The 23,893-nt window shown below is 71.9% G+C and carries 23 protein-coding genes and 3 pseudogenes; 16 read left to right on the top strand and 10 right to left on the bottom strand.

All coding sequences use genetic code 11. The features are described 5' to 3' along the window. Positions 1 to 25: 25 nt before the first annotated feature. Positions 26 to 331, bottom strand: a pseudogene (locus ACMCNO_RS32105) (helix-turn-helix domain-containing protein); the annotation flags it as partial. 2 nt (positions 332 to 333) lie between these two features. Here ACMCNO_RS32105 and ACMCNO_RS32100 point away from each other — a divergent pair. After that, a pseudogene (locus ACMCNO_RS32100) lies at positions 334 to 534 on the top strand (maleylpyruvate isomerase N-terminal domain-containing protein); the annotation flags it as partial. Between the two features lie 7 nt (positions 535 to 541). Next, a pseudogene (locus ACMCNO_RS32095) lies at positions 542 to 874 on the top strand (TIGR03086 family metal-binding protein); the annotation flags it as partial. A gap of 24 nt (positions 875 to 898) precedes the next feature. Here ACMCNO_RS32095 and ACMCNO_RS32090 read toward each other — a convergent pair. Next, on the bottom strand, positions 899 to 1,735 hold the full coding sequence (locus tag ACMCNO_RS32090) for a peptidoglycan DD-metalloendopeptidase family protein (RefSeq protein WP_412753162.1): 837 nt from the start codon (positions 1,733 to 1,735) through the stop codon (positions 899 to 901). A 246-nt stretch (positions 1,736 to 1,981) separates the two neighbouring features. Here ACMCNO_RS32090 and ACMCNO_RS32085 point away from each other — a divergent pair, with 246 nt between their 5' ends. After that, the gene (locus ACMCNO_RS32085) at positions 1,982 to 2,734 is read left to right on the top strand and encodes a hydrolase (RefSeq protein WP_412753161.1); all 753 of its coding nucleotides are present in this window, start codon (positions 1,982 to 1,984) and stop codon (positions 2,732 to 2,734) included. Between the two features lie 76 nt (positions 2,735 to 2,810). Continuing rightward, positions 2,811 to 3,626 (top strand): SRPBCC family protein, encoded by an 816-nt coding sequence (locus tag ACMCNO_RS32080; RefSeq protein WP_412753160.1) that lies wholly within the window; start codon positions 2,811 to 2,813, stop codon positions 3,624 to 3,626. 16 nt (positions 3,627 to 3,642) lie between these two features. Here the strand turns inward: ACMCNO_RS32080 and ACMCNO_RS32075 are convergent, their stop codons facing one another. Then, positions 3,643 to 5,481, bottom strand: a complete 1,839-nt coding sequence (locus tag ACMCNO_RS32075) for an ATP-binding protein (RefSeq protein WP_412753879.1) — start codon at positions 5,479 to 5,481, stop codon at positions 3,643 to 3,645. A 78-nt stretch (positions 5,482 to 5,559) separates the two neighbouring features. Then, positions 5,560 to 5,784 (bottom strand): hypothetical protein, encoded by a 225-nt coding sequence (locus ACMCNO_RS32070; RefSeq protein ID WP_412753159.1) that lies wholly within the window; start codon positions 5,782 to 5,784, stop codon positions 5,560 to 5,562. Between the two features lie 223 nt (positions 5,785 to 6,007). On the opposite strand from ACMCNO_RS32070, the gene ACMCNO_RS32065 reads away from it, so the two are divergent. The 3 genes from ACMCNO_RS32065 to ACMCNO_RS32055 all read left to right on the top strand — a co-directional run bounded on the left by ACMCNO_RS32065 (position 6,008) and on the right by ACMCNO_RS32055 (position 10,187). Then, positions 6,008 to 7,606 carry a S8 family serine peptidase gene (locus ACMCNO_RS32065; protein WP_412753158.1) on the top strand — a complete coding sequence of 533 codons (1,599 nt, stop codon included), beginning with the start codon at positions 6,008 to 6,010 and terminating at the stop codon, positions 7,604 to 7,606. Between the two features lie 86 nt (positions 7,607 to 7,692). Beyond that, positions 7,693 to 8,100: a response regulator gene (locus tag ACMCNO_RS32060; RefSeq protein ID WP_412753157.1), complete on the top strand. Its 408-nt coding sequence runs from the start codon at positions 7,693 to 7,695 to the stop codon at positions 8,098 to 8,100. Between the two features lie 416 nt (positions 8,101 to 8,516). After that, a complete protein-coding gene (locus ACMCNO_RS32055; protein ID WP_412753156.1) occupies positions 8,517 to 10,187 on the top strand; it encodes a DNRLRE domain-containing protein in 1,671 nt (556 codons plus the stop codon). 31 nt (positions 10,188 to 10,218) lie between these two features. Here ACMCNO_RS32055 and ACMCNO_RS32050 read toward each other — a convergent pair whose 3' ends face one another. Continuing rightward, on the bottom strand, positions 10,219 to 10,998 hold the full coding sequence (locus ACMCNO_RS32050; protein WP_412753155.1) for a class I SAM-dependent methyltransferase: 780 nt from the start codon (positions 10,996 to 10,998) through the stop codon (positions 10,219 to 10,221). Next, positions 10,998 to 11,756, bottom strand: coding sequence for an SDR family oxidoreductase (locus tag ACMCNO_RS32045; RefSeq protein ID WP_412753154.1), 759 nt, complete (start codon positions 11,754 to 11,756; stop codon positions 10,998 to 11,000). Before ACMCNO_RS32045 ends, ACMCNO_RS32050 begins: the two co-directional genes overlap by 1 nt. A gap of 279 nt (positions 11,757 to 12,035) precedes the next feature. On the opposite strand from ACMCNO_RS32045, the gene mshA reads away from it, so the two are divergent. Continuing rightward, positions 12,036 to 13,349: a D-inositol-3-phosphate glycosyltransferase gene (gene mshA, locus ACMCNO_RS32040; RefSeq protein WP_412753153.1), complete on the top strand. Its 1,314-nt coding sequence runs from the start codon at positions 12,036 to 12,038 to the stop codon at positions 13,347 to 13,349. Continuing rightward, the gene (locus ACMCNO_RS32035; RefSeq protein WP_412753152.1) at positions 13,346 to 13,903 is read left to right on the top strand and encodes a YbjN domain-containing protein; all 558 of its coding nucleotides are present in this window, start codon (positions 13,346 to 13,348) and stop codon (positions 13,901 to 13,903) included. Before mshA ends, ACMCNO_RS32035 begins: the two co-directional genes overlap by 4 nt. Before the next feature lie 596 nt (positions 13,904 to 14,499). Here the strand turns inward: ACMCNO_RS32035 and ACMCNO_RS32030 are convergent. Beyond that, on the bottom strand, positions 14,500 to 15,789 hold the full coding sequence (locus ACMCNO_RS32030; protein ID WP_412753151.1) for an MDR family MFS transporter: 1,290 nt from the start codon (positions 15,787 to 15,789) through the stop codon (positions 14,500 to 14,502). A 151-nt stretch (positions 15,790 to 15,940) separates the two neighbouring features. Here ACMCNO_RS32030 and ACMCNO_RS32025 point away from each other — a divergent pair, with 151 nt between their 5' ends. After that, positions 15,941 to 16,690 carry a phosphoglyceromutase gene (locus ACMCNO_RS32025; protein WP_412753150.1) on the top strand — a complete coding sequence of 250 codons (750 nt, stop codon included), beginning with the start codon at positions 15,941 to 15,943 and terminating at the stop codon, positions 16,688 to 16,690. A 109-nt stretch (positions 16,691 to 16,799) separates the two neighbouring features. Here the strand turns inward: ACMCNO_RS32025 and phoU are convergent, their stop codons facing one another. After that, positions 16,800 to 17,447 carry a phosphate signaling complex protein PhoU gene (gene phoU, locus ACMCNO_RS32020; RefSeq protein ID WP_412753149.1) on the bottom strand — a complete coding sequence of 216 codons (648 nt, stop codon included), beginning with the start codon at positions 17,445 to 17,447 and terminating at the stop codon, positions 16,800 to 16,802. A gap of 198 nt (positions 17,448 to 17,645) precedes the next feature. Between phoU and ACMCNO_RS32015 the strand changes: the two genes are divergently transcribed. Both ACMCNO_RS32015 and ACMCNO_RS32010 read left to right on the top strand, forming a co-directional pair. Beyond that, positions 17,646 to 18,947 carry a sensor histidine kinase gene (locus tag ACMCNO_RS32015; RefSeq protein ID WP_412753148.1) on the top strand — a complete coding sequence of 434 codons (1,302 nt, stop codon included), beginning with the start codon at positions 17,646 to 17,648 and terminating at the stop codon, positions 18,945 to 18,947. Positions 18,948 to 18,961: 14 nt separating this feature from the next. Beyond that, positions 18,962 to 19,645, top strand: coding sequence for a response regulator (locus ACMCNO_RS32010; RefSeq protein ID WP_412753878.1), 684 nt, complete (start codon positions 18,962 to 18,964; stop codon positions 19,643 to 19,645). Here the strand turns inward: ACMCNO_RS32010 and ACMCNO_RS32005 are convergent, their stop codons facing one another. After that, a complete protein-coding gene (locus ACMCNO_RS32005; RefSeq protein ID WP_412753147.1) occupies positions 19,646 to 20,521 on the bottom strand; it encodes a hypothetical protein in 876 nt (291 codons plus the stop codon). Between the two features lie 111 nt (positions 20,522 to 20,632). Here ACMCNO_RS32005 and ACMCNO_RS32000 point away from each other — a divergent pair, with 111 nt between their 5' ends. Next, positions 20,633 to 21,448, top strand: coding sequence for a sugar phosphate isomerase/epimerase family protein (locus tag ACMCNO_RS32000; protein WP_412753146.1), 816 nt, complete (start codon positions 20,633 to 20,635; stop codon positions 21,446 to 21,448). Positions 21,449 to 21,544: 96 nt separating this feature from the next. On the opposite strand, the gene ACMCNO_RS31995 is transcribed toward ACMCNO_RS32000, so the two are convergent. Next, complete coding sequence (locus ACMCNO_RS31995) at positions 21,545 to 22,108, bottom strand: CGNR zinc finger domain-containing protein (RefSeq protein WP_412753145.1); 564 nt, start codon at positions 22,106 to 22,108, stop codon at positions 21,545 to 21,547. Positions 22,109 to 22,227: 119 nt separating this feature from the next. Here ACMCNO_RS31995 and ACMCNO_RS31990 point away from each other — a divergent pair, with 119 nt between their 5' ends. The 3 genes from ACMCNO_RS31990 to ACMCNO_RS31980 all read left to right on the top strand — a co-directional run bounded on the left by ACMCNO_RS31990 (position 22,228) and on the right by ACMCNO_RS31980 (position 23,841). Continuing rightward, positions 22,228 to 23,148 carry a proline dehydrogenase family protein gene (locus ACMCNO_RS31990; protein ID WP_412753144.1) on the top strand — a complete coding sequence of 307 codons (921 nt, stop codon included), beginning with the start codon at positions 22,228 to 22,230 and terminating at the stop codon, positions 23,146 to 23,148. A gap of 156 nt (positions 23,149 to 23,304) precedes the next feature. Then, positions 23,305 to 23,517 carry a helix-turn-helix domain-containing protein gene (locus ACMCNO_RS31985; RefSeq protein WP_130509354.1) on the top strand — a complete coding sequence of 71 codons (213 nt, stop codon included), beginning with the start codon at positions 23,305 to 23,307 and terminating at the stop codon, positions 23,515 to 23,517. A gap of 222 nt (positions 23,518 to 23,739) precedes the next feature. Further along, the gene (locus ACMCNO_RS31980) at positions 23,740 to 23,841 is read left to right on the top strand and encodes a 30S ribosomal protein bS22 (protein WP_007465623.1); all 102 of its coding nucleotides are present in this window, start codon (positions 23,740 to 23,742) and stop codon (positions 23,839 to 23,841) included. The last annotated feature ends 52 nt before the right edge of the window (positions 23,842 to 23,893 follow it).

Genomic DNA, 23,893 nt, shown 5'->3' with positions numbered 1-23,893 from the left:
CCGGGCGAGCTGGTGTCGGCTCGGGCTACTGCGCTTGGACGTATTGGGCGGGCGGCTGGCCGACGATGCTGGTGAAGTCTCGGGTGAGGTGGGCCTGGTCGCTGTAGCCGAGTTCGGCGGCGAGCGCGACGAGGTCGAGGCGGCTGCCGCGGGCGGCCCGGGCGGCAGCTTCGTGGAGGCGGTGGCGGCGGGGCACTCCGGCGATTCGGCAGCGTCCGGGTTTGAAGGTCATGTTCACGGCCGGGTAGGGCAGGACCTGCTGCCGGTAGGGGTCCTGGCCGCGCAGGTCCCAGGTGACGATCCAGTAGTGGGCCACGAACGTCGGTCGCCGAGGCGGCGGCTGTGGTGCGGGGCGTCAAGGCGGAACAGTTCGGTGGGCCGACCCCGTGTCAGGACTGGGACGTGCGAACGCTGACAAATCACCTGTTACAGGTCGTTTCTGCGCTCAGCCTGGCCGGCCGGCGAGAGGCCGTGCCGGGTGAGTTGTGGGGCCAGGATCTGATGTCGCAAGGGTGGGCCGAACGTTTTCGATGAGCAGGGCCGCGCCGCGGTAGCGGCCTGGGCGGATACGTCGGCCTGGGACGGGACCGTGAACATGGGCGACATGGAGATGCCGGCCCCGATGATCGCGAGCATGCTCACCAGCGATCTGGTGATCCATGGGTGGGATCTTGCCCGTGCCGCCGGCCAGGACTACCAGTGCGACGACGACGTCGCTGAACTCGCTCACCGGTTTGTCGTCGACATGGGCGAACAAGGTCGGCAGATGGGAATCTATGCGGCGCCGTTGTCCGTCGCCGACGGCGTCCCGGTCTTCGACAAGGCGTTGGCACTCAGTGGCCGTGACCCGCACTGGACGCGCCCGGCGAGCTGACATGACGACCTCCACGAACCGGATCTAGGGCAGCTCCAGCCCGTGGGAGCGCAGGAAGGCGATCGGTTCGATCGCGTTGGCGTGGGTCGCCGGGGGTGCGCCGGTGTGCACCTCGAAATGCAGGTGCGGGCCGGACGACGAGCCGGAGGTGCCCACGTACCCGATGATCTGTCCCGCGGTCACGGCCTGGCCGACCTTGACGGACGGGCGGCGAACCATGTGGCAGTACCGGGTGACGATGTCGCCCGCGTGATGGATCTCCGCGTACCAGCCGCACCCGGCCAGCGAGCGGTTGCCGTCGGCGTCGCAGCTGCCCGACGAGACGTTGCACCGTACCCGGTTCACCGTGCCCGCTGCCGCCGCGCGGATGGGGGTCTCCCGGGCCGCGCCGAGATCCACGCCGTCGTGGCGCGGGCGGGACTCCGTACGGAATCCACTGACCAGCCCGGCCTCGACGGGCAGCACCCAGCCGCCCGCGGCCGCGGTGGCCGGTTTCGCCCCGCACGCGGGGATCGCGGCGTCGTCGCGTGCGACGTACGCGTCCGAGACGTGGCTGTTGTCCGGCAGGCGGTCCCACAGCCGGGTGGCCCGCACGGCACCGTCGATGTACTCGCCGGTGCTCTGGCAGACGATCGACACCGGCGTACCCGGCCGCAGCGAACCGGTCCTGGCCGCCTCGGTGCCGGGCGCGGTGCGCACGTTGAGGGACGACCCGCGGGTGCTCACCCGGCCCACGTCGGCGACCTTCGGCGAGGCGGCCGGGCCGGCCCAGGCGGCCGAGGCCGGGACGAGGACGCCGGTGAACAGGCCCGCGGCCATGATCCCGGCGCGGGCGGTACGACGCTGGCGTCGGCGCTCCATCAACCATCCCTTCCGGCATGCGCGGCTACCCCGTGTACGCGCGCAACGTGCACACGTGAGAAGGCTGCCCGGCAGCGGATGTCGTACCGGTGCGCCGAGAGTGCAGAACCGTTGCGTCCGGGGGCGGCTTTGCCGCGGGCGGCGCACCCGGAATGCACCTGCCGCGGACCCGGGCCCACAACACCGTGAACCGACTGTCAACTTCGAGGCGGGGAGCACCCGTCGCAGAGAGGTCCGGGAGCACAGGTGAGCGTGGAGCGGGAATCAGTCATCGTGGGTGGCGGTACCGTCGGGGCCGCACGCCCGGTCGACCTGCTCGTCGACGCGCATGTGCACACCGGCTTCGCGGCCGGGCGGGACGCCATCGGGGTGGTCGTGTCGGCCGCCGACCGCGCCGGTCTGACCGCGATCACGTTCGCGGACCAGGCCGGGCCGGAGACCACCTGGCTGCAGGCGTACGCGGACGCGGTGCGCCGGGCCAGCCGCCGCACCGAGATGACCCTGCGGGTCGCGGCCGAGATCGAGATCGTGCAGCCGGATGGCTGGCTGGCCTTCCCGGCCGACCTGGGCCAGCTGGAGGCGGTCTCGGTCGCCATGTCCCGGCTGCCGCTGCCCGACGGCCCGGTGGGCCCCCGCGAGATGCGCGCGCTGCTCGGTACCGGTGCCCTCACCCCGGAGCAGGTGGCCGAGCAGGCCGTCACCGCCATGATCCACGGCATCGAGCGGGCCTCCCGGTACGCACCCACCCAGCTCGCCCGCCCGCTCAGCCTGCTGACCCAGGTGGGCCTGGACGACTCCGTGATCACCGGGGAGCTGGTGGACGCCCTGGCCATCGCGTGCCGCTCGACCGGCACCTCCGTGGAGATCAGCGAGGCGTGGCGCAGCCCGTCGCCGCGCATCGTGGCGCTGCTGCGCGACGCGGGCGTCCCCCTGCTGGCCGCCAGCGACGCCCGGTACGCGGTCGAGGTGGGCCGCTGGCAGTACCTGCGCCGGATCTGACGAGAAACCAGACGCGGACAGTTCACTTCTACGTACTCTCTGTCATGCCAGCACTTCAGCATGGGGGAGAGACGCGATGAGTATGGTTCAGCAGGCCATCGAGATCGGCGCACCGCTGCACATGGTGTACGAGCAGCTCGCCACGTTCGAGAACTACCCGCGCTTCATGGCCGGCGTGCATCGGGTCACCACGACCGGCAACGACCAGACTCACTGGGTGATGGACGTCGACGGTCATCGCCGCGAGTTCGACGCCCAGATCACCGAGTGCTCGCTCGACGAGCGGGTCTCCTGGTCGACGATGGAAGGGCCGCTGCTCGCGGAGACCCTCACCGTCCGGCCGCTGGGCGAGACGCGCACCCAGGTGGTCGCACAGCTCGAGGCGGACATCGCGTACCTCATGCCGAGCGACCGGCATGGGCAGGAGACGCTCAACCGCCGCCTCAAGATGGATCTCGAGGAGTTCAAGTACCTCATCGAGTCCGGCGAGCTGGCCGGCACCGCGGCGTTCGGGGGAGCGAGCACCAAGCGGCTCTCCGGCAACCGTTCCGCGGACCTCGCGTCGCCCGCATCGGTCGCGGCGCGGATCAACGCCAACCGGCACGCCTCGGCCCGCGGCGACATGTCCGCCCAGCGGCCGGACACCCCGGACGAGATCGTCGACATCACCTCGGCGCCCGGCATCCACAGCACCACGGACCTCGACGACGTGCTGGCCCCGGGCCGCCGCATCGCCGGCAACCGCCCCGTACGCGGTGGGGCCGCAGGGACCTGGCCGGCCGTGGGTGGCGGGGGGAGCGCCCCGATGGGCGGGCAGCGGATGTCCGCGCACGACGCCTGGGGCGACGGGATGATCAACGAAGGGGACCGGGGCGGGGCCCTGGACTACTGAGGGGTGCGGTGGGCGGTCAGCCCCGCACCGCCGCCTCCTCCAGGGCGACCACCAATCGCGCGCCGCGCGGCTCGGCCCGCTCGTAGCGGACCGAGCCGCCGTTCGCCTCGACCAGGTGGCGCACGATGAACAGGCCCAGCCCGGCACCTCGCGCGAACCGGTCGAACAGCCGGGGCACCAGCTCCTCCGGGATGCCGGGCCCGCGGTCCTGCACCATCAGCTCGACACCCTCGCCCAGCCGCCACGCCCGCACCTGCACGGGCGCGTCACCGTACGCCACGGCATTGGTCAGCAGGTGCTGCAGCACCGCCTCCAGGTGGCCGCGGTCCGCCAGCGCCGCCAGCTCGTCATCGATGTCGATCTCCGCTTCCGGGGCGGTGTCGGCGGCGACCGACTCCGCCATCTCGCGCAGCGGCACCGGGGTCCGCCGGGCGGTCACCGTGCCCGTGTCCAGCCGGAACAGCAACTGCAGGTCGTTCATCATCTTGATGAGCCGCCGGGTGTTCTTGTCGATCTTCGTGGCCAGTTCGAGCCGGATGTCCTCCGGCAGCTCCGCCCAGTCCGCCGCCAGCAGCTCCGCCAGGCTGGCGATCGAGCTGATCGGCTGCGCCACGTCGTGGGTCAGCATCGAGGTCAGGTCGTTCTTGAACGCCAGGGCCTGCTCCAGCCGGGTGTTCGCCTCGCGCAGTCCCACGTTGCTGCGCTCCAGCTCGCCGGCCCGCTCGGTGAGGGCCTGCTCGGCCCGCTTGCGGTCGGCGATGTCGACGTACGTGGCCACGTACCCGCGCGGCTGGCCCTCCGCGTCCGGGATGGGTGCCATCGTGGCCAGCACCGGCACGTCCGCGCCGTCGGGTCGGCGGACCTGCCACTCCCCGATCCACTCCCCGGCGCGGATCGGGGGCAGACCGTCCGGGCGCCGGCCCAGCTCATCCTCGGGAGGGCGGCCGGACAGCTCGTGCCAGCGCTGGTTGACGTCGAGCACCCGGTAGTTGGCGTCGAGCACCATCACGGCCTCGTTGATCGACTGCAACAGGGTGTCGGCGTACTCGCCGCGGTCGCGCAGCTGTGCCACCAGGTCGCGCTGGCGCCGGTCCGCGGCATCCAGCGAACGCACCAGGCGGCCGGCCAACGCCAGCAGGACCAGCGCGGCGAGGATGGCCCCGGTGCTGATCGCGGCGACCGGACGGCTGACGCCCGCGCGGCCCGCCAGCGCGCTCACCACGGCCGCGACGATGGGCACCGCGACCAGCAGGGGCAACGCGTGCCGCACCGTGGTGCCCGGCCCGGCCGTGGCCGCGGTGCGCAGCGGGCCCGCTTCCGGGCGGGCCAGGATCGTACCGATGGCCAGGGCGAGCAGGGCGCTGGCGACGTACGCGCTCATCACGCCGACCGGCGCGCGGCCCGACGGGAAGGCGGGCGCGAACATCCGGGGCACCAGGGCGACCAGCGCGACGATCGCCGCGGCGCCGAGCAGTGGGTCGGCCACGCGGAAGCGGGCCGGGGCGCCGCGCCGCAGCCGGATCCGGACGTCGATGGCGACCAGGGCGAGCCCGATGAGGATCGCGGCGATCCCAGCCGCCGGGTACCGGGCGAGGCAGGCCACGCCGACCACGGCCGTGATGGCGCCGAGCGCGCGGGCGGTGCCGCGTACGGCCGGGCCGGCGTTCGGCAGCGCGTGCAGCAGCAGGGCCAGGCCCCCGGTGACCAGCGCGGCGGCCGGTACGGCGACGACGTCCCACGCCGGTGTCCGCCGCGTGGTGAGCAGCACGATCAGGGCGGACGCGGCGACCGTGGCACCGGCGCACCCGGACAGCACCCGGGACAGCCGATCCACGTCCTGCGCCGCGATCCGCACTGACAAAACCCCTCTTTTACGGGCCTATCCGCCCGGAAGTGAGGGACCGATCATAACGCCACGGATGTGGTCAAGAGTTCACGCTGTGCGAACCTCGCCCGCCCACGCGAAGCCCTCCTGAACCGTCACCCGGGAGGCCACCCGGGCGAGGTCCGCGGCGTACTTGTTGGCGTGGTGCCCACAGAACGCCAGCGCACCGCCGGTGACGGCGACCTCCAGCTTCGCCGCGGCGCCGCAACGGTCGCACCGCTCCGACAGTTCGGCGACGGTGACGATCTCGGGCGACAGGGTGGTGGCGGTCATCCTGGCTCCTACTCGATGCGGAAAGGCTGTCCTGACACCAGGACCTTCGGCCCCCTGACGGGCCTGCTTAGCGATCCGCCGGGGTGGGCGGCCGAGGCCCTGCTACCGGCGTGCACCCGTTCGGATCCCGGCGCCTACCCGTCGCTCGGCACGCTGACTCGCGACTTGTTCTCGGCAAGCCTGCCGCCGGACACCGGCGCGGGGCAGGGACGGAGCAGCCCGGATGATCAGCACCGTCCGACTTGCGCTGGTGGCGGGCCTGGCGACCACCGTCGTCGTGACCGCGACCGCGGGCCCCGCACTCGCCGGGACCGCGCCCGCGCCGACCGGTACGGTGCTGACCGCCGAGGCGGGCGAGGCGGTCAGCAACAGCTACATCGTCGTGCTCAAACCGGACTCGGCCGCCGCCGAGCAGGTCACCTCCGCCTCACAGCAGCTGGCCCACCGGTACGGCGGCGAAGTCCAGGACAACTACCTCGCGGCCGTACGCGGTTTCCACATCCGGATGACCGCGACCCAGGCCGCCCATCTCGCCGCCGACCCGGCCGTCGAGTTCGTCGAGCAGGACGCCAAGGTCGCCCTGGCCGACACCCAGACCGACCCGGCGTGGGGGCTGGACCGCATCGACCAGCGGGCGCTGCCGCTGTCGCAGTCGTACACCTACCGCTCCGCGTCGAACGTCACCGCGTACGTGCTGGACACCGGGATCCGGGTGAGCCACGCCGAATTCGGCGGCCGGGCCCGCGACGGCTGGGACTTCATCGACAGCGACTCCGTGGCCCAGGACTGCAACGGCCACGGCACCCACGTCGCAGGCACCATCGGCGGGGCCACCGCGGGTGTGGCCAAGGACGTCCAGCTCGTCGGCGTGCGGGTGCTCGGGTGTGACGGCCGCGGGCTGTACTCGCAGATCATCTCGGGCATCGACTGGATCACCGCAAACGCGGTCAGGCCTGCGGTCGTCAACATGAGCCTCGGCGGCCCGCTCAGCCCCGCGCTGAACGACGCGGTGGCCGCCTCGATCGCCTCCGGCATCACGTATGCGGTGGCGGCGGGCAACAACAACGACGATGCCTGCCAGTACTCGCCCGCCGCCGCCCCGGCCGCGATCACGGTCGGCGCCACCGACCCCGGTGACGTGCGGGCGTCGTTCTCTGACTACGGTTCCTGCGTCGACCTCTTCGCCCCCGGGGTGAGCATCACCTCGGCCTGGTCCTCCTCCGACACCGCCATGGCCGACCTGAGCGGCACCTCGATGGCCTCGCCGCACGTCGCCGGCGCCGCCGTGCTCACCGTCGCGGCCAACCCGAGCTGGACACCCGCCCAGGTGCGCGATTCCCTGGTCGGTGCGGCCACCACGAACACCGTGACCGACCGGGGCACGGATTCACCGGATGGGCTGCTCTACACCGGCGCCATCGCCCCGGCGGCGACGGCACCGACGACGCCCGGGCCGACGCGTCCGAAGGTGCCGCAGTGCAAGCCGCTCACCAACGCCAAGCGGGTGGCGGTCAAGGGCGGCAAGACCGTCAAGCGGGTACGGGTGGTCTCCGGCTGCGCGGGCAACGCGTCGCCGAGCTCGTCGGTCACCGTACGGGTGCGTAAGCCGTACCACGGTCGCCTGTCGGCTGTCCTGGTGACGCCGGTCGGCCGGGCCCGGGCGCTCAAGGCCACCAGCACCACCGTCCGGGGCCGGGACGTGATCATCACGTACCGGGTCGGCCTGAGCGCGTACCGGCGAAACGGCACCTGGACGCTGCGGATCAGGAACCCGCGCGGCGCCCGTACGGGGTACGTTGACTCCTGGACCCTGGCGCTCTGACCTGGCGCCGAGAACGCGGAGGCGGACATCCGGGCAGCACGCCGGATCCGGGTCCGCGCTTCGCGGCGACTTCGGGGGAGGCCCCCATGACGGAGGTTCCGGCTCCGGCGCAACCCACCGTTCTCGTCGTGGACGACGAGGAGGATCTGCGCGACATCATGCGCCGCATGCTGGAGCGCCGCGGCTTCCATGCGTTGATCGCCGGGAACTCCGAGCAGGCCCTGGAGATCTGCCGGAGCCAGGAGAATGACATCGACATCCTGGTCACCGACCTCGGCCTGCCCGGGGTGTCAGGCGGCGAGCTGGCCCACGCCGCGGCCGAGCTGCGCCCCTCCATGGCCGTCGTCTACGTCTCGGGCCTGCTCAAGGAGATCGCCGTCGACCAGGGCCTGATCCCGGGCGACGCGGTGCTGATCAAGAAGCCGTTCACCTCGGACGTGCTGATCGACACGCTGCACGCCGTCATCTCCAGCGAGACACCACCCACCGCCTGACGCCCGCGGCGTGCCCGGCCGATCCCGGCCGACGTGCGGTGCGCTGCCGGTCGGATCCCGCATCGCCCACCACCCGGCGTTGTCCTCTGCGGGCGGGCGATTCCGCCCCGGCCCGGAGCATCCCTGCCGCACCCCAGCCCGCCCGTCTGTAGATACCGGCGGGGTGGGGTGCGCCGCATCGCGATCCGCTCATGATCGAGCCTCCGGCGCCGATCAAGGTCACCGGAGGAAGACGCCACGGTGATCGGCGCCCGCAGGGGGTCGCCGGACCGACTCGGCCGATGACAGCCCGTCGGCGGCCGCATTCCACCCTGTCTCGCGGGTGCACCATGCCTGCACCAGTTCGGAGCCCGAACCCGCACCCACCTCTCCCGACCGTGGATGGCACAAGCGATCCAGCGAATCAGGGGGAACTGATGGACGCCAGGCGGGTAATCATCTCCACCGCCGTTGCCGGTGCCATGGTGGGCGGTGGGCTCGCCGTGGCGGGAACCGCCGAAGCCGCGGCCACGACGACCACGGGCACCGTGTCGAAGTGGGCCACCGACGACGCATATACGTCGAGTACCCGGCGCAGCACCAACTTCGGTGCCGCCGACAAGCTCGTGGTGGGCAAGGCGGACGGCGAGACGCGTCTGTCCTATGTGAAGTTCACGACCGGTGCGCTGCCCAGCGGCGCGGTCGTCACGAACGCGACGCTGCGGCTGCCCCTGAACGGGCACCCGGTGGCGGCGAACTTCAGCGTGCAGCCGGTCGGCACCGGGTGGACCGAGTCGAAGATCACCGCCGCGAACGCGCCGGCGGCGACGTCGTCGACCACCGTGACGGTCAAGCCGGCGACCACGGACACCATCCTGAAGCTCGACGTCTCCAGGTGGGTCACCAAGCCCGGCACGTACGCGTTCGTGCTCAAGTCCGCGTCGACCTCGGACATCACCCGCCTGCTCGCCACCGAGTACGGCGACGACGCGACGGGTGGCCCGCAGCTGGAGGTCGACTGGAGCCGCACGGAGCCGACCAAGCCGCCGACGACTCCGCCGACGACGCCTCCCACGACGCCGCCGACGACGCCGCCGACCACCACTCCGCCGACGACGCCTCCCACGACGCCGCCGACCACGACGCCGCCCGCCGAGGACCCTGAGTGCGTCACGGACGCGTTGCTGGTGCCCACGTGTGGCGTGCTGTGGGGAGCCGCCGCGGGCGGCTTCACCGACGCCCCGCGGGACCAGGCGCTGAAGGACTGGGAAGCCAAGACCGGCCGCACCGCGGCGATCTTCCACACCTACCACAAGGGCGACGAACAGTTCCCCACCAAGGCCGAGATCGCCATGACCCAGGACCCGGCCCACCCCCGCGTCCTGCTGCTGAACTGGAAGGTCGCCTACGGCACCACCTGGGCCAAGGTCGCCGCCGGGCAGCAGGACACCCGCATCGACAACTGGTCCAAGTACGTCAAGGCCACCTACCCCCACCAGAAGTTCTACCTGGCCCTGCACCACGAACCCGAAAACGACGTCAACCCCACCGCCGGGTCCGGGATGACCGCCAAGGACTACGCCACCATGTACCGCCACGTCATCGAACGGCTCCGCACCAACGGCGTCACCAACGCGATCAACGTCGTGGCCTACATGGGCAACGAGAAGTGGATGGCCCAGTCCTGGTGGAAGGACCTCTACCCCGGCGACGACGTCGTCGACTGGATCGGCCTGGACTCCTACGTCAGCGTCGAGAAGGGCTACTACCACTACGGCGACTTCGGTGACATCCTCGACCGCCAGCCCACCGGCGGCGGCCAGGGCTTCTACGACTGGTCGGTCACCAACCACCCCAGCAAGCCGATCATGCTGGCCGAGTGGGGCATGTACCACCGCGTCGCCTACCCCACCGACAAGGCCGCCGCGTTCAACACCGTCCTGCCCGAACTGACCACCCACCCGAAGGTCAAGGCCATCGTCTACTTCGACACCGCCGCCGACAACGAAGGCGACCGCAACATCGCGGTCGACTCCACCGCCAGCAGCCTCTCGGCGTTCCGCAAGGTCGCTGCCGACCCGCGCTTCGACGTGACGATCAGCGAGTAACGCACCCGTACGACCAAGGCCGGGCCGGTCCTCAGTGGAGGACCGGCCCGGCTGTCGTTTCCGGCCAGGGCACGCTCAGCTCGCCCAGCCGCCACCGGGCCGGGCCGTCCAGCACGGGCACCCCGTCGTCGCGCAGCCGAGCGACGGTCGCCAGCCACCGCTGCCGCGCCCCGAACGGGGTCGCCGACGCGTCCCATGCCCGGCCGACCGCCTGCAGCAGCTCGTGCACCGGTTCGCCGGGCACGTTGCGGTGGATCAGCGCCTTGGGCAGCCGCTCCGCGAACGTCGCCGGGTGGTCCAGAGCGGCCAGCCGGGCCGAGAACGTCAACGACCGCGGGCCGGTGGCGTCCACACACGCCCACGTGGCGATCCGGCCCAACTCGTCGCACGTCCCCTCGACCAGGAACGCACCCGCCGCGGTCATCGTCCGCCAGGCGGCGGCCACCTCGTCCTCGGCGTACTGGCGCAGCACGTTGAACGCCCGCACCACCACCGGCCGCAGCCCGGCCAGCTCGAACCCGCCGCGCCGGAACTCCAGTCCCGGCGGGTCCGCCACCGGTTGCGCGGCGGCCACCCGATCCGGATCGATCTCCAGTCCCACGACCCGTACGTCCGGGCGGACCGTGGCCGCCAGCCGGGCCCGCAGCTCGATCGCGGTGACCGGTGTCGCGCCGTACCCCAGGTCCACGACCAGGGGATCCACCGCGTCCATCAGCAACGGCCCGCACCGGTACGCGAGGAAGGCGTCGACGCGGCGCAGCCGGTTGGGATTCGTCGTCCCCCGGGTGACCGCCCCGACCGGCTTGGCCATCAGCGCTCCCGCACCACCTTGTGCTGCGCGGCCTGGGCGATCGGGCGCACCACGAGCCGGTCGACGTTCACGTGGTGCGGGCGCGTCGCCACCCAGGCCACGCAGTCCGCGATGTCGTCGGCGACCAGGGGCTCCTTGACCCCGGCGTACACCGCGTCGGCCTTCGTCCGGTCGCCGAGGCGGTTCAGGGCGAACTCCTCGGTGCGCACCATGCCGGGGTCGATCTCGATGACCCGGACGGGCCGCCCGGCCAGCTCCAGCCGCAGCGTGCCGACCAGCGCGGTCTCCGCGTGCTTGGCGGCCGTGTACCCGGCCCCGCCCTCGTACACCGTGAAGGCAGCGGTCGAGCCGACCGTCACGACCGTGCCCGCGCCGCTGGCCTCGAGGTCCGGCAGCAGCGCCTGGGTCACGCGCAGCGTGCCGAGCACGTTCACGTCGTACATCCACTGCCAGTCCGCGACCGTGCCCGCCTCGACCGGGTCCGCGCCGCGGGCCCCGCCGGCGTTGTTGACCAGCAGGGTGACCGGCGCGCCCAGCGCACGCACCGCGGCGGCCAGCGCGGCGACGCTGTCGTCGGCCGTGACGTCGCAGGCGACCGCGGTCGCGTCGGCGCCGATCTCGGCGGCCAGCGCGTCGAGCCGGTCGGCGCGCCGGGCCGCGGCCACCACGTGGAAGCCCTCGGCGGCGAGCCGGCGGGCGGTGGCGGCCCCGATGCCGCTGGAGGCGCCGGTCACCACGGCGATGTTCTTCTGCACCATGGGTCGATCCTGCCGCACGGCTTTCCCCCGCCCCCGACCAGCCCATCCGTGGTTGCCAAGGCCGTCGGGTCCCTCGGGCGGGAGGCGAGCCGCCGGGAGAGCTGGATCACCCGACCGGCCTCAGGCGTTCTTTCCTGCGAGGCGGCAGGGGAGGCTCATCCCGTGGAGAGAGCTGGGTCACCCCGCGCGCCCTGGGCATAGGCGGACTGGGGGTCGATGGGGAAGATGAACGACGGCGTAACACTTGCACGTCACTTTTCCGCTCTGAAGGGATTCGACGTGGCTGAGCTGCCGGCCGCTGGCCGTTGGCCGACCCCCCGACGCATCGCCACCCTCTCGGTGCACACGTCGCCCCTCGAACAGCCGGGCACGGGCGACGCGGGCGGCATGAACGTGTACATCGTCGAGGTCTCCAAGCGGCTGGCCGCGCGGGGCGTCGAGGTCGAGGTCTTCACCCGCGCCACCTCCAGCGAGCTGCCGCCGGTCGTCGAGATGACGCCCGGCGTGACCGTACGGCACGTCACCGCCGGCCCGTTCCAAGGGCTGTCGAAGGAGGAGCTGCCCTCGCAGCTGTGCGCGTTCACGCATGGGGTGCTGCGCGCCGAGGCGGCCCGCCCGCCGGGCCACTACGCCCTCATCCACTCGCACTACTGGATGTCCGGGCAGGTGGGCTGGCTGGCCGGGGAGCGCTGGGGCGTGCCGCACGTGCACACCGCGCACACCCTGGCCAAGGTGAAGAACAGGTTCATCGCCGAGGGCGACCGCCCCGAGCCGAAGGCCCGGGTGATCGGTGAGGAGCAGGTCATCGGCGAGGCCCAGCGGCTGGTGGCCAACACCCGGTTCGAGGCGCAGGACCTGGTCGGGCACTACGCCGCCGAGCCCACCCGGGTCACGGTCGTGCAGCCCGGGGTGGATCTCGACCGGTTCCGGCCACGCCCCACCCGCGCCGCCGACCGGCGGCGGCTGGGCCTGCCGGAGCGCGGGCTGGTCGTCGCGTTCGTCGGGCGCATTCAGCCGCTCAAGGGCCCCGATGTGCTGGTTGCCGCCCTGGCCGAGCTGCGCCGCCGGGAACCCGACCTGGCCCGCGAGGTGACCGTCGTGATCTGCGGCGGACCCAGCGGCAGCGGCCTGGACCGGCCGACGTCGCTGATGGATCAGGCCGCCTCGCTCGGCGTGGCCGACGCGGTGCGGTTCCTGCCGCCGCAGACCGGCGACGCGCTGGCTTCGTTGTACCGGGCCGCGGACCTGGTGGCGGTGCCCTCGCACAGCGAGTCGTTCGGGCTGGTGGCGCTGGAAGCACAGGCGTGCGGCACACCCGTGGTCGCCGCGGCCGTCGGCGGCCTGGTCACGGCGGTCCGCGACGGGACGAGCGGCACGCTGGTCGACGGGCACGACCCGCGGGACTGGGCCCGGGTGCTGGCCGGGCTGCTGCGCGAGCCGGCCCGGCGCGCACAGCTGTCCGCCGGGGCGGTGCGGCACGCGACGGACTTCTCCTGGGACCGTACGGCCGACGGGCTGCTGCGGGTCTACCGTGAGGCCGTGACCGAGCACCGCGCCCTCATCGCGGCCCGACTCACCGGTTGCCTGGCATGACCGGGCGCAGCGAGGACCGGCACGGCATGACGGGCGACCTCGGGGCGCTCATCGAGCGGGTGTGCGCCGAGCGGGAGCTGCCGTGCGAGCCGACCGGTGACCGGGGGTACGCGGTCACCCTGCCGGGCACCCACAAGCTGAAGACCGTGTGCAACCTGATCGTCGGCGAGCACGCCCTGCGCGTGGAGGCGTTCGTGATGCGCCGCCCGGACGAGAACCACGAGCAGTTGTGGGCCTGGCTGCTGCGCCGCAACGCCCGCATGTACGGCGTCGCGTTCTCCATCGACGCGGCCGGCGACGTGTACCTCACCGGCCGGGTGCGTTTGACCGGCCTGGACGAGGACGAGCTGGACCGGTTGCTCGGCGCGGTCGTCACGTACGCGGACGAGTCGTTCGACACGATGCTGGAGATCGGCTTCGGCTCGGCCATCCGCCGCGAGTGGCAGTGGCGGGTCAAGCGCGGCGAGTCGCTGGCGAACCTGCAGGCGTTCGCCCACTTCGCCGCCCCGTCGGACGGCCCAGCTGCGGCGGACAACCCCCTCGTGGCCGACTGACCCGCCGGGGTGCCGGTCGTCCGTTTCGCCGACGTTCGGCGACTGTTCGCGTGTCGGGTCTGACCCCGGGCGGACACCGCACCGTACGATTGCCCGGTGCCCGCTGGCTCGGAAGGATCACGGTCGAGCACCCGGTGGACCGCAAAAAACAGCGGTTCTTCCGTGATGTTTGATGCATCTGTCTGTTGCTGTGACGGTTCAGACAGATGGCAGACAGCCAACTGGCTTGTGACAGTTGACCGGCCGAACTAGCGTGGTCAATGGACATCGAGCCGTCAGTTCGGGGAACGGGTCCACCGGAAACGGTGGCCGCGGTTCGATGTCGGGGACGGGTGGCATGAGCCGTTGGGGGACGGCGCGACCCGAGACCGGCGGCATGTGCGGGCGACGCCTATGGGGATGGGGGTCGTCCGCCGCCGCCGGCGCCAACTTCGGCGCCGCCCGGCACTGGGCGGCGCCGTTTCCTGTTCCCCCAGCCGCATTCGCCGACCCAGCCGCATTCGCCGACCCAGCCGCATTCGCCGACCCAGCCGCACTCGCCGACCCAGCCGCACCGCTCGCGCCGATGCGGGAGCGGCGCCGCGTGCCGGCGGCTGTCAGGCCGCCTTCGTGACCTTCTCCCGCGCCACGGCAGGTCGCGTTCGCGGAACGACGGTGGACGCGGCGCGTGCCGTGGCGGTCCGCAGCGCGGCCACCCGCCGTTCCCGGGCCGGGCCGGACGCGAGCTGCCCCACGGCGCCGGCGACACCGAGCGCGGCGCAGGACAGCCACAGCGCGGCGTCACCGAGGTGCTCCTGCACGAATCCACCCACGATCGGCGCCAGGGCGGTCGCCACCGACCAGGACAGTGAGCTCATCCCCTGGTAGCGGCCGCGCAGCTCGGCAGGGGACAGCTCCGCGACCAGCGCCGAATTGGACGGTGACTGGATCATCTCGCCCAGGGTCCAGATCACCACGGTGCCCGCGAACATCCACGCCGTGTCGGCGAACGCGCAGAGGCCGAAGCCGGCGCCGATGAGCACCGCGGCCAGCGCCAGGATCCGGGACCGTTGGCGTCCGGCCAGCAGCCGCGGGACGAAGAGCTGCCCAGCGACGATCATGATGCCGTTGACCGCCGCGACCCAGCCGTACGTGGCCGGGCTCAGCCCGTCGGCGGTCATGGCGATCGGCAGTGTGGACATGTGCTGCATGAGCACCAGCACGACGAGCAGGTTGAGTCCCAGGAAGCCGAGGAAGACGCGGTCGCGCACGACCGCGCCGAGACCGGCGGGGCGGCCCGGTGCGACGCCGGTCGCGGGTACGAAGCTGGGGCGGCTCTCCGACAGGAACACCAGCGTGGTGACGGCGGCGATCGCCGTGGTGCCGGCGTCCACCGCGAACAGCAGCAGGTAGTCCGCCTGGGCGGCGAGCCCGGCCAGGATCGAGGCGAACGCGAAGCCGAGGTTGACGGCCCAGTAGTTCAGCGCGAAGGCCCGCAGGCGGTCCTTGGCGGGCACTACGTCGATCATCATTGCCTGGAACGCCGGGCGGGCCGCCTCGGCGAACGCCCCGAGCAGGAACGCGCCGACCGCGAGCTGCCAGAAGCCCCGGCCGAAGCCCAGCGCCAGCATCAGCGCGGCCGTGCCGAACTGGGCCGTGAGCAGCGTGGGCTTGCGGCCCCACCGGTCGGCGAGGACGCCTCCGGCGAGAGTGCCGAGCGCGCCGCCCGCGCCGTACGCGCCGAGCACGAGGCCGGCCTGGGTCTGGCTGAAGTGCAGTTGCACGGTCAGGTAGATGGCGAGGTAGACGATGGCGAAGGCGCCTAGTTTGTTGATGAGCGTCCCGGTCCATAGGAACCAGAAGGGCCGCGGCAATCCACCCGCGGCCTGCCGCAGCCAGCCCAGCACGCCCCACCCCCGTACACCCGTAAGCACCGATACGCCATCGCTGCCTTACAAGCTATCGGCCGGGATGATCTCGTGCAGCAGGGTTTCCACGTGGTGGTCGCCACTGCGGGTCCGGCGTACAGCGGCAACCGGGCTGGGGCAGGATGGCCTCATGACTGTGGGGACCCTGGTGCTGCTGCGGCACGGCGAAAGCGAATGGAACGCCAAGAATCTCTTCACCGGCTGGGTCGACGTCGACCTGAACGCCAAGGGTGAGGCCGAGGCGCGCCGTGGCGGCGAGTTGCTCAAGGAGCACGGCCTGCTGCCCGACGTGGTGCACACGAGCGTGCTGCGCCGCGCGATCCGGACCAACGAGATCGCGTTGCACGCCGCGGACCGGCACTGGATCCCGGTGCGCCGCTCGTGGCGGCTCAACGAGCGCCACTACGGCGCGCTGCAGGGCAAGAACAAGAAGGAGACCCTGGATGCGTACGGCGAGGAGCAGTTCATGCTCTGGCGCCGCTCGTACGACGTCCCGCCGCCCGCGATCGCGGACGACGACGAGTGGTCGCAGATCGCCGACCCGCGCTACGCGGTCCTGCCGGACGAGCTGAAGCCGCGCACGGAATGTCTCAAGGACGTCCTCGAGCGCGCCCTGCCGTACTGGTACGACCAGATCGTGCCGGATCTGCAGGCCGGGCGCACCGTGCTGGTGACCGCACACGGCAACTCGCTGCGTGCCCTGGTCAAGCACCTCGACGGCATCTCCGACGAGGCGATCGCGAAGCTGAACATCCCGACCGGCATCCCGCTGCGCTACGACCTGGACGCGGGCCTCAAGCCGGTGAAGGCGGGCGGGGAGTACCTCGACCCGGAGGCCGCCAAGGAGGCCGCCGCCGCGGTCGCCAACCAGGGCCGCTGACGCATCGCGGCCGGGTCGCATCCCCTGCGGGAGCGCCCCGGCCGCGATGGTGGGCCGACCGGGGCTGGGGGCATCGCGGCCCGGCCCGGCGGCCCGGTGCGGGCGGCGGTCAGTTGGCGACCGTCTCGCCCGTGACGAGGTAGACCACGTGCTCGCCGATGTTCACGGCGTGGTCGGCGTACCGCTCGTAGAAGCGGCCGAGCAGGGCGCCGTCGATCGCGGTCTCGGCGCCGTACGGCCAGTCCTCGGCCAGCAGCACGGCGAACAGGTCCCGCTCCAGGTCGTCGATCGCGTCGTCGTCCTTCTCCAGCCCGGCGGCGACCTCGGCGTTCGGCTCGGCCAGCAGGTTCGTGATCTTCTCGGCCATCCGGCCGGCCACGTCGGCCATCTGCTGGAAGACGGGCCGCAGCTCGGCGGGGACCGCCGGGGACGGGTGCCGCCGAGCCGCGGTCTTGGCGACGTGCTCGGCGAGGTCGCCCATGCGCTCCAGGTCGGCGGAGATGTGCAGGGCGGTGATGACCGTACGCAGGTCGGAGGCGACCGGGGCCTGCCGGGCGATGGTGTCCGACACCAGGGCCTCGATCTGGCGGTACAACCCGTCGACCTCCTCGTCGCGCCCGATGACCGCCTCGGCGGCCTCGCGGTCGGCGGTGAGCAGGGCGGTGGTGGCCTTGGTCAGCGCGGCACGGACCGCCTCCGACATGGTGACCAGGAGCCGATTGACCTCCATGAGATCGGCATGAAACTCTGCGCGCATCTTCTCGTCCCGGATCTCGGGGCCGCCGCTGTCGACAGGGCGGTGGCCTGGGTAGGCCCCAACGCTAGGGGGGCCTTGCGGCCTGGACGTGAACGGCGGTGAACGAAGTCGGGCGGGTCGGTGAACATTCCCCGACGGGTGCCGGATTTGTCCAGATTCCCGCGCGGGCCAGGTAAACAATGACCCTACGATCGCTGCGTGGACTGGGTTTACCGCGTCGGCCTCCTCCTTGCCGCGCTCGCTGCCGGGGTGGCGGCGGGGATGCTGCTCGCCCGCGGCCGCCGGTCCGCCCGAGCGACCGCCGGGACGAGCGGCGCGGACGATCCGCGAGGAGGACGTGCCGTCGACATGGACGAAGGGCAGCCGCAGAGCAAGACCGGCCTCAAGGGGCTGGGCCGCCGGAGCCTCGACTCGCTACGGGTCGGTGTGGTGGTGCTCGACGCGGACGATCAGCCCGTACTGGTCAATCCCGCCGCCCGGGCGATGGGCCTGCTGCGCTCGGGCGGCGCGCCCGGCACGATCGCCGCCCACCCCATTCTGCGTACGCTGGCCAGCCAGGTCCGGCGCACCGGGGTGCGCCGCGAAGTCGAGCTGGATCTGCCGCGCGGCCGCGCGGGCGGCGCGTCGGCGCCGCTCGGACTGCACCTGCGCGCCGTGGCGCTCAACGCCACGCACGTGGCCGTCGAGGCCGCGGACGTGACCGAGTCGCACCGCCTCGCCCGGGTCCGGCGCGACTTCGTGGCCAATGTCAGCCATGAACTCAAGACCCCGATCGGGGCGCTGCAACTGCTGGCCGAGGCCCTGCTGGACGCCACCGAGCTGCCCGAGCCCGCGCCCGACGCGCAGAGCGAGGACCTGCTGGCCGCCCGGCGTTTCGCCGAGCGCATCCACCACGAGTCGGCCCGGATGGGGCGGCTCGTCAACGAACTGCTCGAACTCACCCGGCTACAGGGAGCGGAGCCACTGCCCACCCCCGAGCCCGTGGCGCTGGACTGGGTGATCGCCGAGGTGATCGACCGGACCCGCACCGCCGCCACCGCCAAGGGCATCGACGTCGAATACACCGGCCCCAAGGGCGCCACGGTGTACGGCAGCGACAGTCAGATCGCCACCGCCGTGACCAATCTGGTCGAGAACGCCATCGCGTACTCGGGGGAGGACACCAAGGTGTCGCTGGCGGTGCGGCCGAGTGACCACTGGATCGAGATCGACGTCGCCGACGAGGGGATCGGCATCGCCCCGCACGACCTCGACCGGATCTTCGAACGGTTCTATCGTGCCGACCAGGCACGTTCCCGCGCCACCGGCGGCACGGGTCTCGGTCTGGCCATCGTCAAGCACATCGCCACCAACCACGGTGGCCGCGTCGACGTCTCCAGCGCACTCGGCGGTGGCTCGACGTTCACCTTGCGCCTACCTGCGCGACCCCCGGAATCCCCACTGCCGTTACCCACGGCGACTGAGATCGAGTCCGGTGCGACGGGACCCCGCCACCGATGACGGAAGGAACCGCTTTGGCCCGCGTGCTCGTGGTCGAGGACGAGGAATCGTTCTCCGACGCCCTGTCGTACATGCTGCGCAAGGAAGGCTTCGAGGTGTCGGTCGCGCCGACGGGGACCTCGGCGCTGACGCAGTTCGACCGGACCGGGGCCGACATCGTGCTGCTCGACCTGATGCTGCCCGAGATGTCCGGCACCGAGGTCTGCCGCCAGCTGCGGCAGCGCTCCGCCGTACCCATCATCATGGTCACCGCGCGGGACAGTGAGATCGACAAGGTGGTCGGCCTGGAGATCGGCGCCGATGACTACGTGACCAAGCCGTACTCGCCGCGGGAGCTGGTCGCCCGGATCCGGGCCGTGCTGCGCCGGCACGGCAGCGAAGCCCAGGAGGTCACCGCCCCGACGTTGGCGGCCGGGCCGGTCCGGATGGACGTGGAACGTCACGTGGTCACGGTCGACGGGTCCTCGGTGCAGCTGCCGCTGAAGGAGTTCGAGCTGCTGGAGCTGCTGCTGCGCAACGCGGGCCGGGTGCTGACCCGTGGCCAGCTCATCGACCGGGTGTGGGGCGCCGACTACGTGGGCGACACCAAGACCCTGGACGTGCACGTCAAGCGGCTGCGGTCCAAGGTGGAGCCGGAGCCCAGCGCGCCGCGTTACATCGTCACCGTGCGCGGCCTCGGGTACAAGTTCGAGCCCTGATCAGGCCCGCTTGCGCGCTCGCGCGGCCGGCGCGGGCGGCGCTGATGTGCCGATTGCGGGAGTCCGGCGCGCTGCCGTCGTCGCCGGGTGCACCGCCACGAGGCCGGCCTTGAGGCGGGCCTCGCACAGCTCAGCCAGTTTCGCGTACGCCTCGTCGCCGACCAGCGCGGCAAGCTCGGCCGCGTAGCTGCGGAACATCGGCTCCGTGCCGACGTGGGCGTCCGGCGAGGAGGTGCACCACCAGTCGAGGTCGTGGCCACCAGGGCCCCAGCCGCGCCGGTCGAACTCGGTCAGCGTGCTCTGCAGCACCTTGGTGCCGTCGGGGCGCTTGATCCAGTCCTGCTCCCGGCGTACCGGCAGTTGCCAGCAGACGTCGGGCTTGTAGGTGAGCGGGTGCTGTCCGTCGCGCAGGGCCTGGGCGTGCAGGGCGCACCCGCCGCCGCCGGGAAAGTCCGGATCGTTGAGAAAGACGCACGGCCCGTCGTCCGGCTGGGTGGCGGTACGCCGGGCCGGCTTGGTCCCGTCGACGGTGTCCATTTCGGTGTAGTTCTTGAAGCCTCGCCGATAGTGCTGCCACGTCTGCGGGGTGAGCTTGGCGGCGGCCGCCTTGACCCGGTGCTCGTCGTCGGCGTCGGTGAAGAAGGCGCCGTGCGAACAGCAGCCGTCCTGCGCGCGCCCCGCGATGATGCCGTGGCAGGCGGAGCCGAACACGCAGGTCCAGCGCGACAGCAGCCAGGTCAGGTCGGCGCGCACCACGTGCTGTTCGTCGGCGGGATCGACGAACTCGATCCACTCGCGAGGGAAGTCGAGGTCGACCTCCCGGTCCCGCGGAGAGTCGGAATTCAGGGTGATGCGTACGGGGGTCTTGCGGCTCACCCCTGCCAGCGTACGCGGGGGTGAATCCGGGTGCGGGATGTGGACCTGTTTGAGAGGATATGTCCTGATCGCGCCCGGAACGGGCGCGCGGCGCGGGTCTACCCTGGTCCCGTGGCCTTCCGCGTCCCCGTGCTCCTGTCCAGCTCCTCGGTGTTCCCCGAACCCACCGCGGCCGCGTTCGAAATGGCGGCCACCGTCGGCTACGACGGCCTCGAGGTCATGGTGTGGACCGACGCCGTCAGCCAGGACGCCGGCGCCCTGCAGGGCCTGGCCGACCACTACGGCGTGCCGGTGCTCTCGGTCCACGCCCCCTGCCTCCTGGTCACCCAACGGGTATGGAGCCCCGACCCGTGGGAACGGCTGAACCGGGCCGCCCAGCTGGCCGAGACCCTGGGCGCACCGACCGTGGTGGTGCACCCGCCCTTCACCTGGCAGCGCGACTACGCCCGCAGCTTCGCGGCCGGCCTGGCCAAGGTGCAGGCCCGGCACCCGGACACCACGTTCGCGATCGAGAACATGTACCCCGTGCGGATGGCCGGGCGGACCTTCGTGCCGTACGTGCCGGGCTGGGATCCGACCGAGGCCGGGTACGACGCGTACACGCTCGACCTGTCGCACTGCGCGGCGGCCCGCGGCGATGCGATGGAGATGGCCGACCGGATGGGCGCGGGCCTCAAGCACGTACATCTGGGCGACGGCACCGGGGAGGGGCGAGACGAGCACCTCGTGCCGGGGCGGGGCGCGCAGCCCTGTGCGGAGTTGCTGCGTTCACTGGCCCCCCGCGGGTTCCGGGGTTCCGTGGCCCTGGAGGTCTCCACCCGCAAGGTGACCAGCCGGGCCGTCCGCGAGGCGGATCTGCGCGAATCCCTGGAATTCGCCCGCCGCCACCTCGCCGCCGCCGACTCCCCGGCCCCACTGCCGAGCTGAGACACTGCCGAGCTGAGACACTGCCGAGCTGAGACACTGCCGAGCTGAGACACTGCCGAGCTGAGACACTGCCGAGCTGAGACCGGCGCCGGGCCGTCAGACCGGGGCTGCGGCGTCGGCCGGGGACAGGCTGGTGGTGGTGGCGGCGCGCTTGCGGGCGCGGTGGGCGGCCACGTGGGAGCGGGTCGCGCAGCGCTCCGAACAGAACCGGCGGCAGTTGTTCGACGACGTGTCGAGGTAGACGTTGCCGCAGCGGTCGTCGGCGCAGATGCCGAAGCGGGCGCTGCCGTACTCGCACAGCCAGACCGACAGGCCCCACACCGCGCCGGCGAGGAACTCCGCGCTGACCGAGGCGCCGCGGCTGGTGACGTGCATGTGCCAGTCATGGGCGTCGTGACCGGAGATGCGTGGCTGCACGGGGAACGCCTCCAGCAGCGCGTTCAGCTCCGTCACCGCGTCACCGTCGCGGCCGGAGGTGCCGTACTCGAAGACGTCGCGCAGGCGGCGCTGCGCGCGCCGGAATACCGGCAGGTCCTTCTCCACCACCTCGTCGCACATCCACGCCTGGTCGTCGGTGAACAGGGCGCGCAGCCCGGCCAGGTCGTCCAGCCCGGCGTTGACGAGATCCACGGCGGTGCGCGCGTACGCGTCGAAGTTCACCCGTCAACCGTAGCCAATGCGCGCGCGTAACCGCCGCGTCCGAATGGGCACGACCGGGCGCGCTCGCGGCGGTGACCGTTGGCCGCAAGCCGCGAGCAGGTGGGCGATACGCTCGGCCCATGCTCCGTTCCGTCATCCTCGCCGCCGCCGGTTCCGCCCGGATGGAGCGGTTCGTCGCCAACGCGCCCATCAGTAAGAACATCGTCCACCGGTTCGTCGCGGGTGACGGCACGGAGGACGCCCTGCGGGTCAGCCGGGAACTCGCGGACGACGGCCTGGCCGTCAGCCTCGACCACCTGGGCGAGGACACCCTCACCGCGGAACAGGCGGAAGCGACCCGGGATGAGTATCTGCGGCTGCTCGGCCGGCTGAAGGAGTCCGGCCTGACCCCGGCGACCGAGGTCAGCGTCAAGCTGTCGGCGCTGGGGCAGAAGGTCGACGACCGTACGGCCTACGACTACGCGCGGGCGATCTGCGCCGCGGCGGCCGAGGCGGGCACCACCGTGACCCTGGACATGGAGGATCACACGACCACGGACTCGACCCTGGAGATCCTGGCCGAGCTGCGCAAGGACTACCCGACGACCGGTGCGGTGCTGCAGGCGTACCTGCGGCGCACCGAGGGGGACTGCCGGGAGCTGGCGGCCAGCGGGTCGCGGGTGCGGCTGTGCAAGGGCGCGTACGCGGAGCCGGAGTCGGTGGCGTTCCAGTCCGCGCTGGACGTGGACAAGTCGTACGTGCGGTGCCTCAACATCCTGATGGCCGGCGAGGGGTACCCGATGCTGGCGACCCACGACCCGCGGCTGATCGCGATCACCGAGGACCGGGCTCGCTGGTTCGACCGCGACCCGTCCGAGTTCGAGATCCAGATGCTGTACGGCGTACGCCCGGACGAGCAGGCCCGGCTGGCCGCCGCGGGGTACACCGTGCGCGTGTACGTCCCGTACGGCGACCAGTGGTACGGCTACCTGATGCGCCGGCTGGCCGAGCGCCCGGCGAACCTGGCGTTCCTCGGCCGGGCGCTGGCGTCCCGCAAGTAGCGCGGAAATAGCCAATTCGGGGGAAATGCCACCAATCACCTGCGTGTCGCCTTGACTTTTTGGTGGCGTTTTCACGGAACGCATCGCCCTGGTCACAGCCGTCTCGATACCGTACTGATGACACGCACGTCGGCGCGAAGGGATCGGTGCGAGGAGATGACGGGACCAGCCCAGTCCGAAGAACGTCTCTCGGAGGTGCGTTTCCTGACCGTGGCCGAGGTGGCCGCGCTCATGCGGGTCTCCAAGATGACCGTCTATCGCCTGGTTCACGGCGGTGACCTCACCGCCGTACGGGTCGGCCGCTCGTTCCGCGTTCCGGAACACGCCGTGCATGAGTATCTGCGCGGGGCGTTCAGCCAGAGCGCCTGACGGCGTGGCGGGGGCCCTGTTGGTCCGGGCGCGGCCGGGCCGCTACGCTGAAGCGGCTGGTCCCCAGGTCTTCGTGCGCGCATGCGGCGTTGGTAGCCACCTCAGCCGGTGGTAGCCACCACCGCCCTGTGCCGGGCCTGGGCAGCGGTCCAGTTCGGAGACCGGACGCGACGACGTGCGCGGTCCGCTCCGACCCCTACATGGTTTCGAGAGGCTTGTCGTATGGGCTCCGTGGTCAAGAAGCGCCGCAAGCGTATGGCGAAGAAGAAGCACCGTAAGCTGCTGCGCAAGACCCGCGTCCAGCGTCGCCGTCTCGGCAAGTGACCCCCGGCCGGGCCACTGGCCCGGCCGCGTCACCCGCCCCACCGCCGCCGAC

Origin of the sequence: Krasilnikovia sp. M28-CT-15 (assembly GCF_047159595.1) — a bacterium.
Taxonomy (GTDB): Bacteria; Actinomycetota; Actinomycetes; order Mycobacteriales; family Micromonosporaceae; genus Actinoplanes.
The sequence above is the reverse complement of the archived record's forward strand: the minus strand, read 5'-3'. Positions and strand labels throughout refer to the sequence as shown.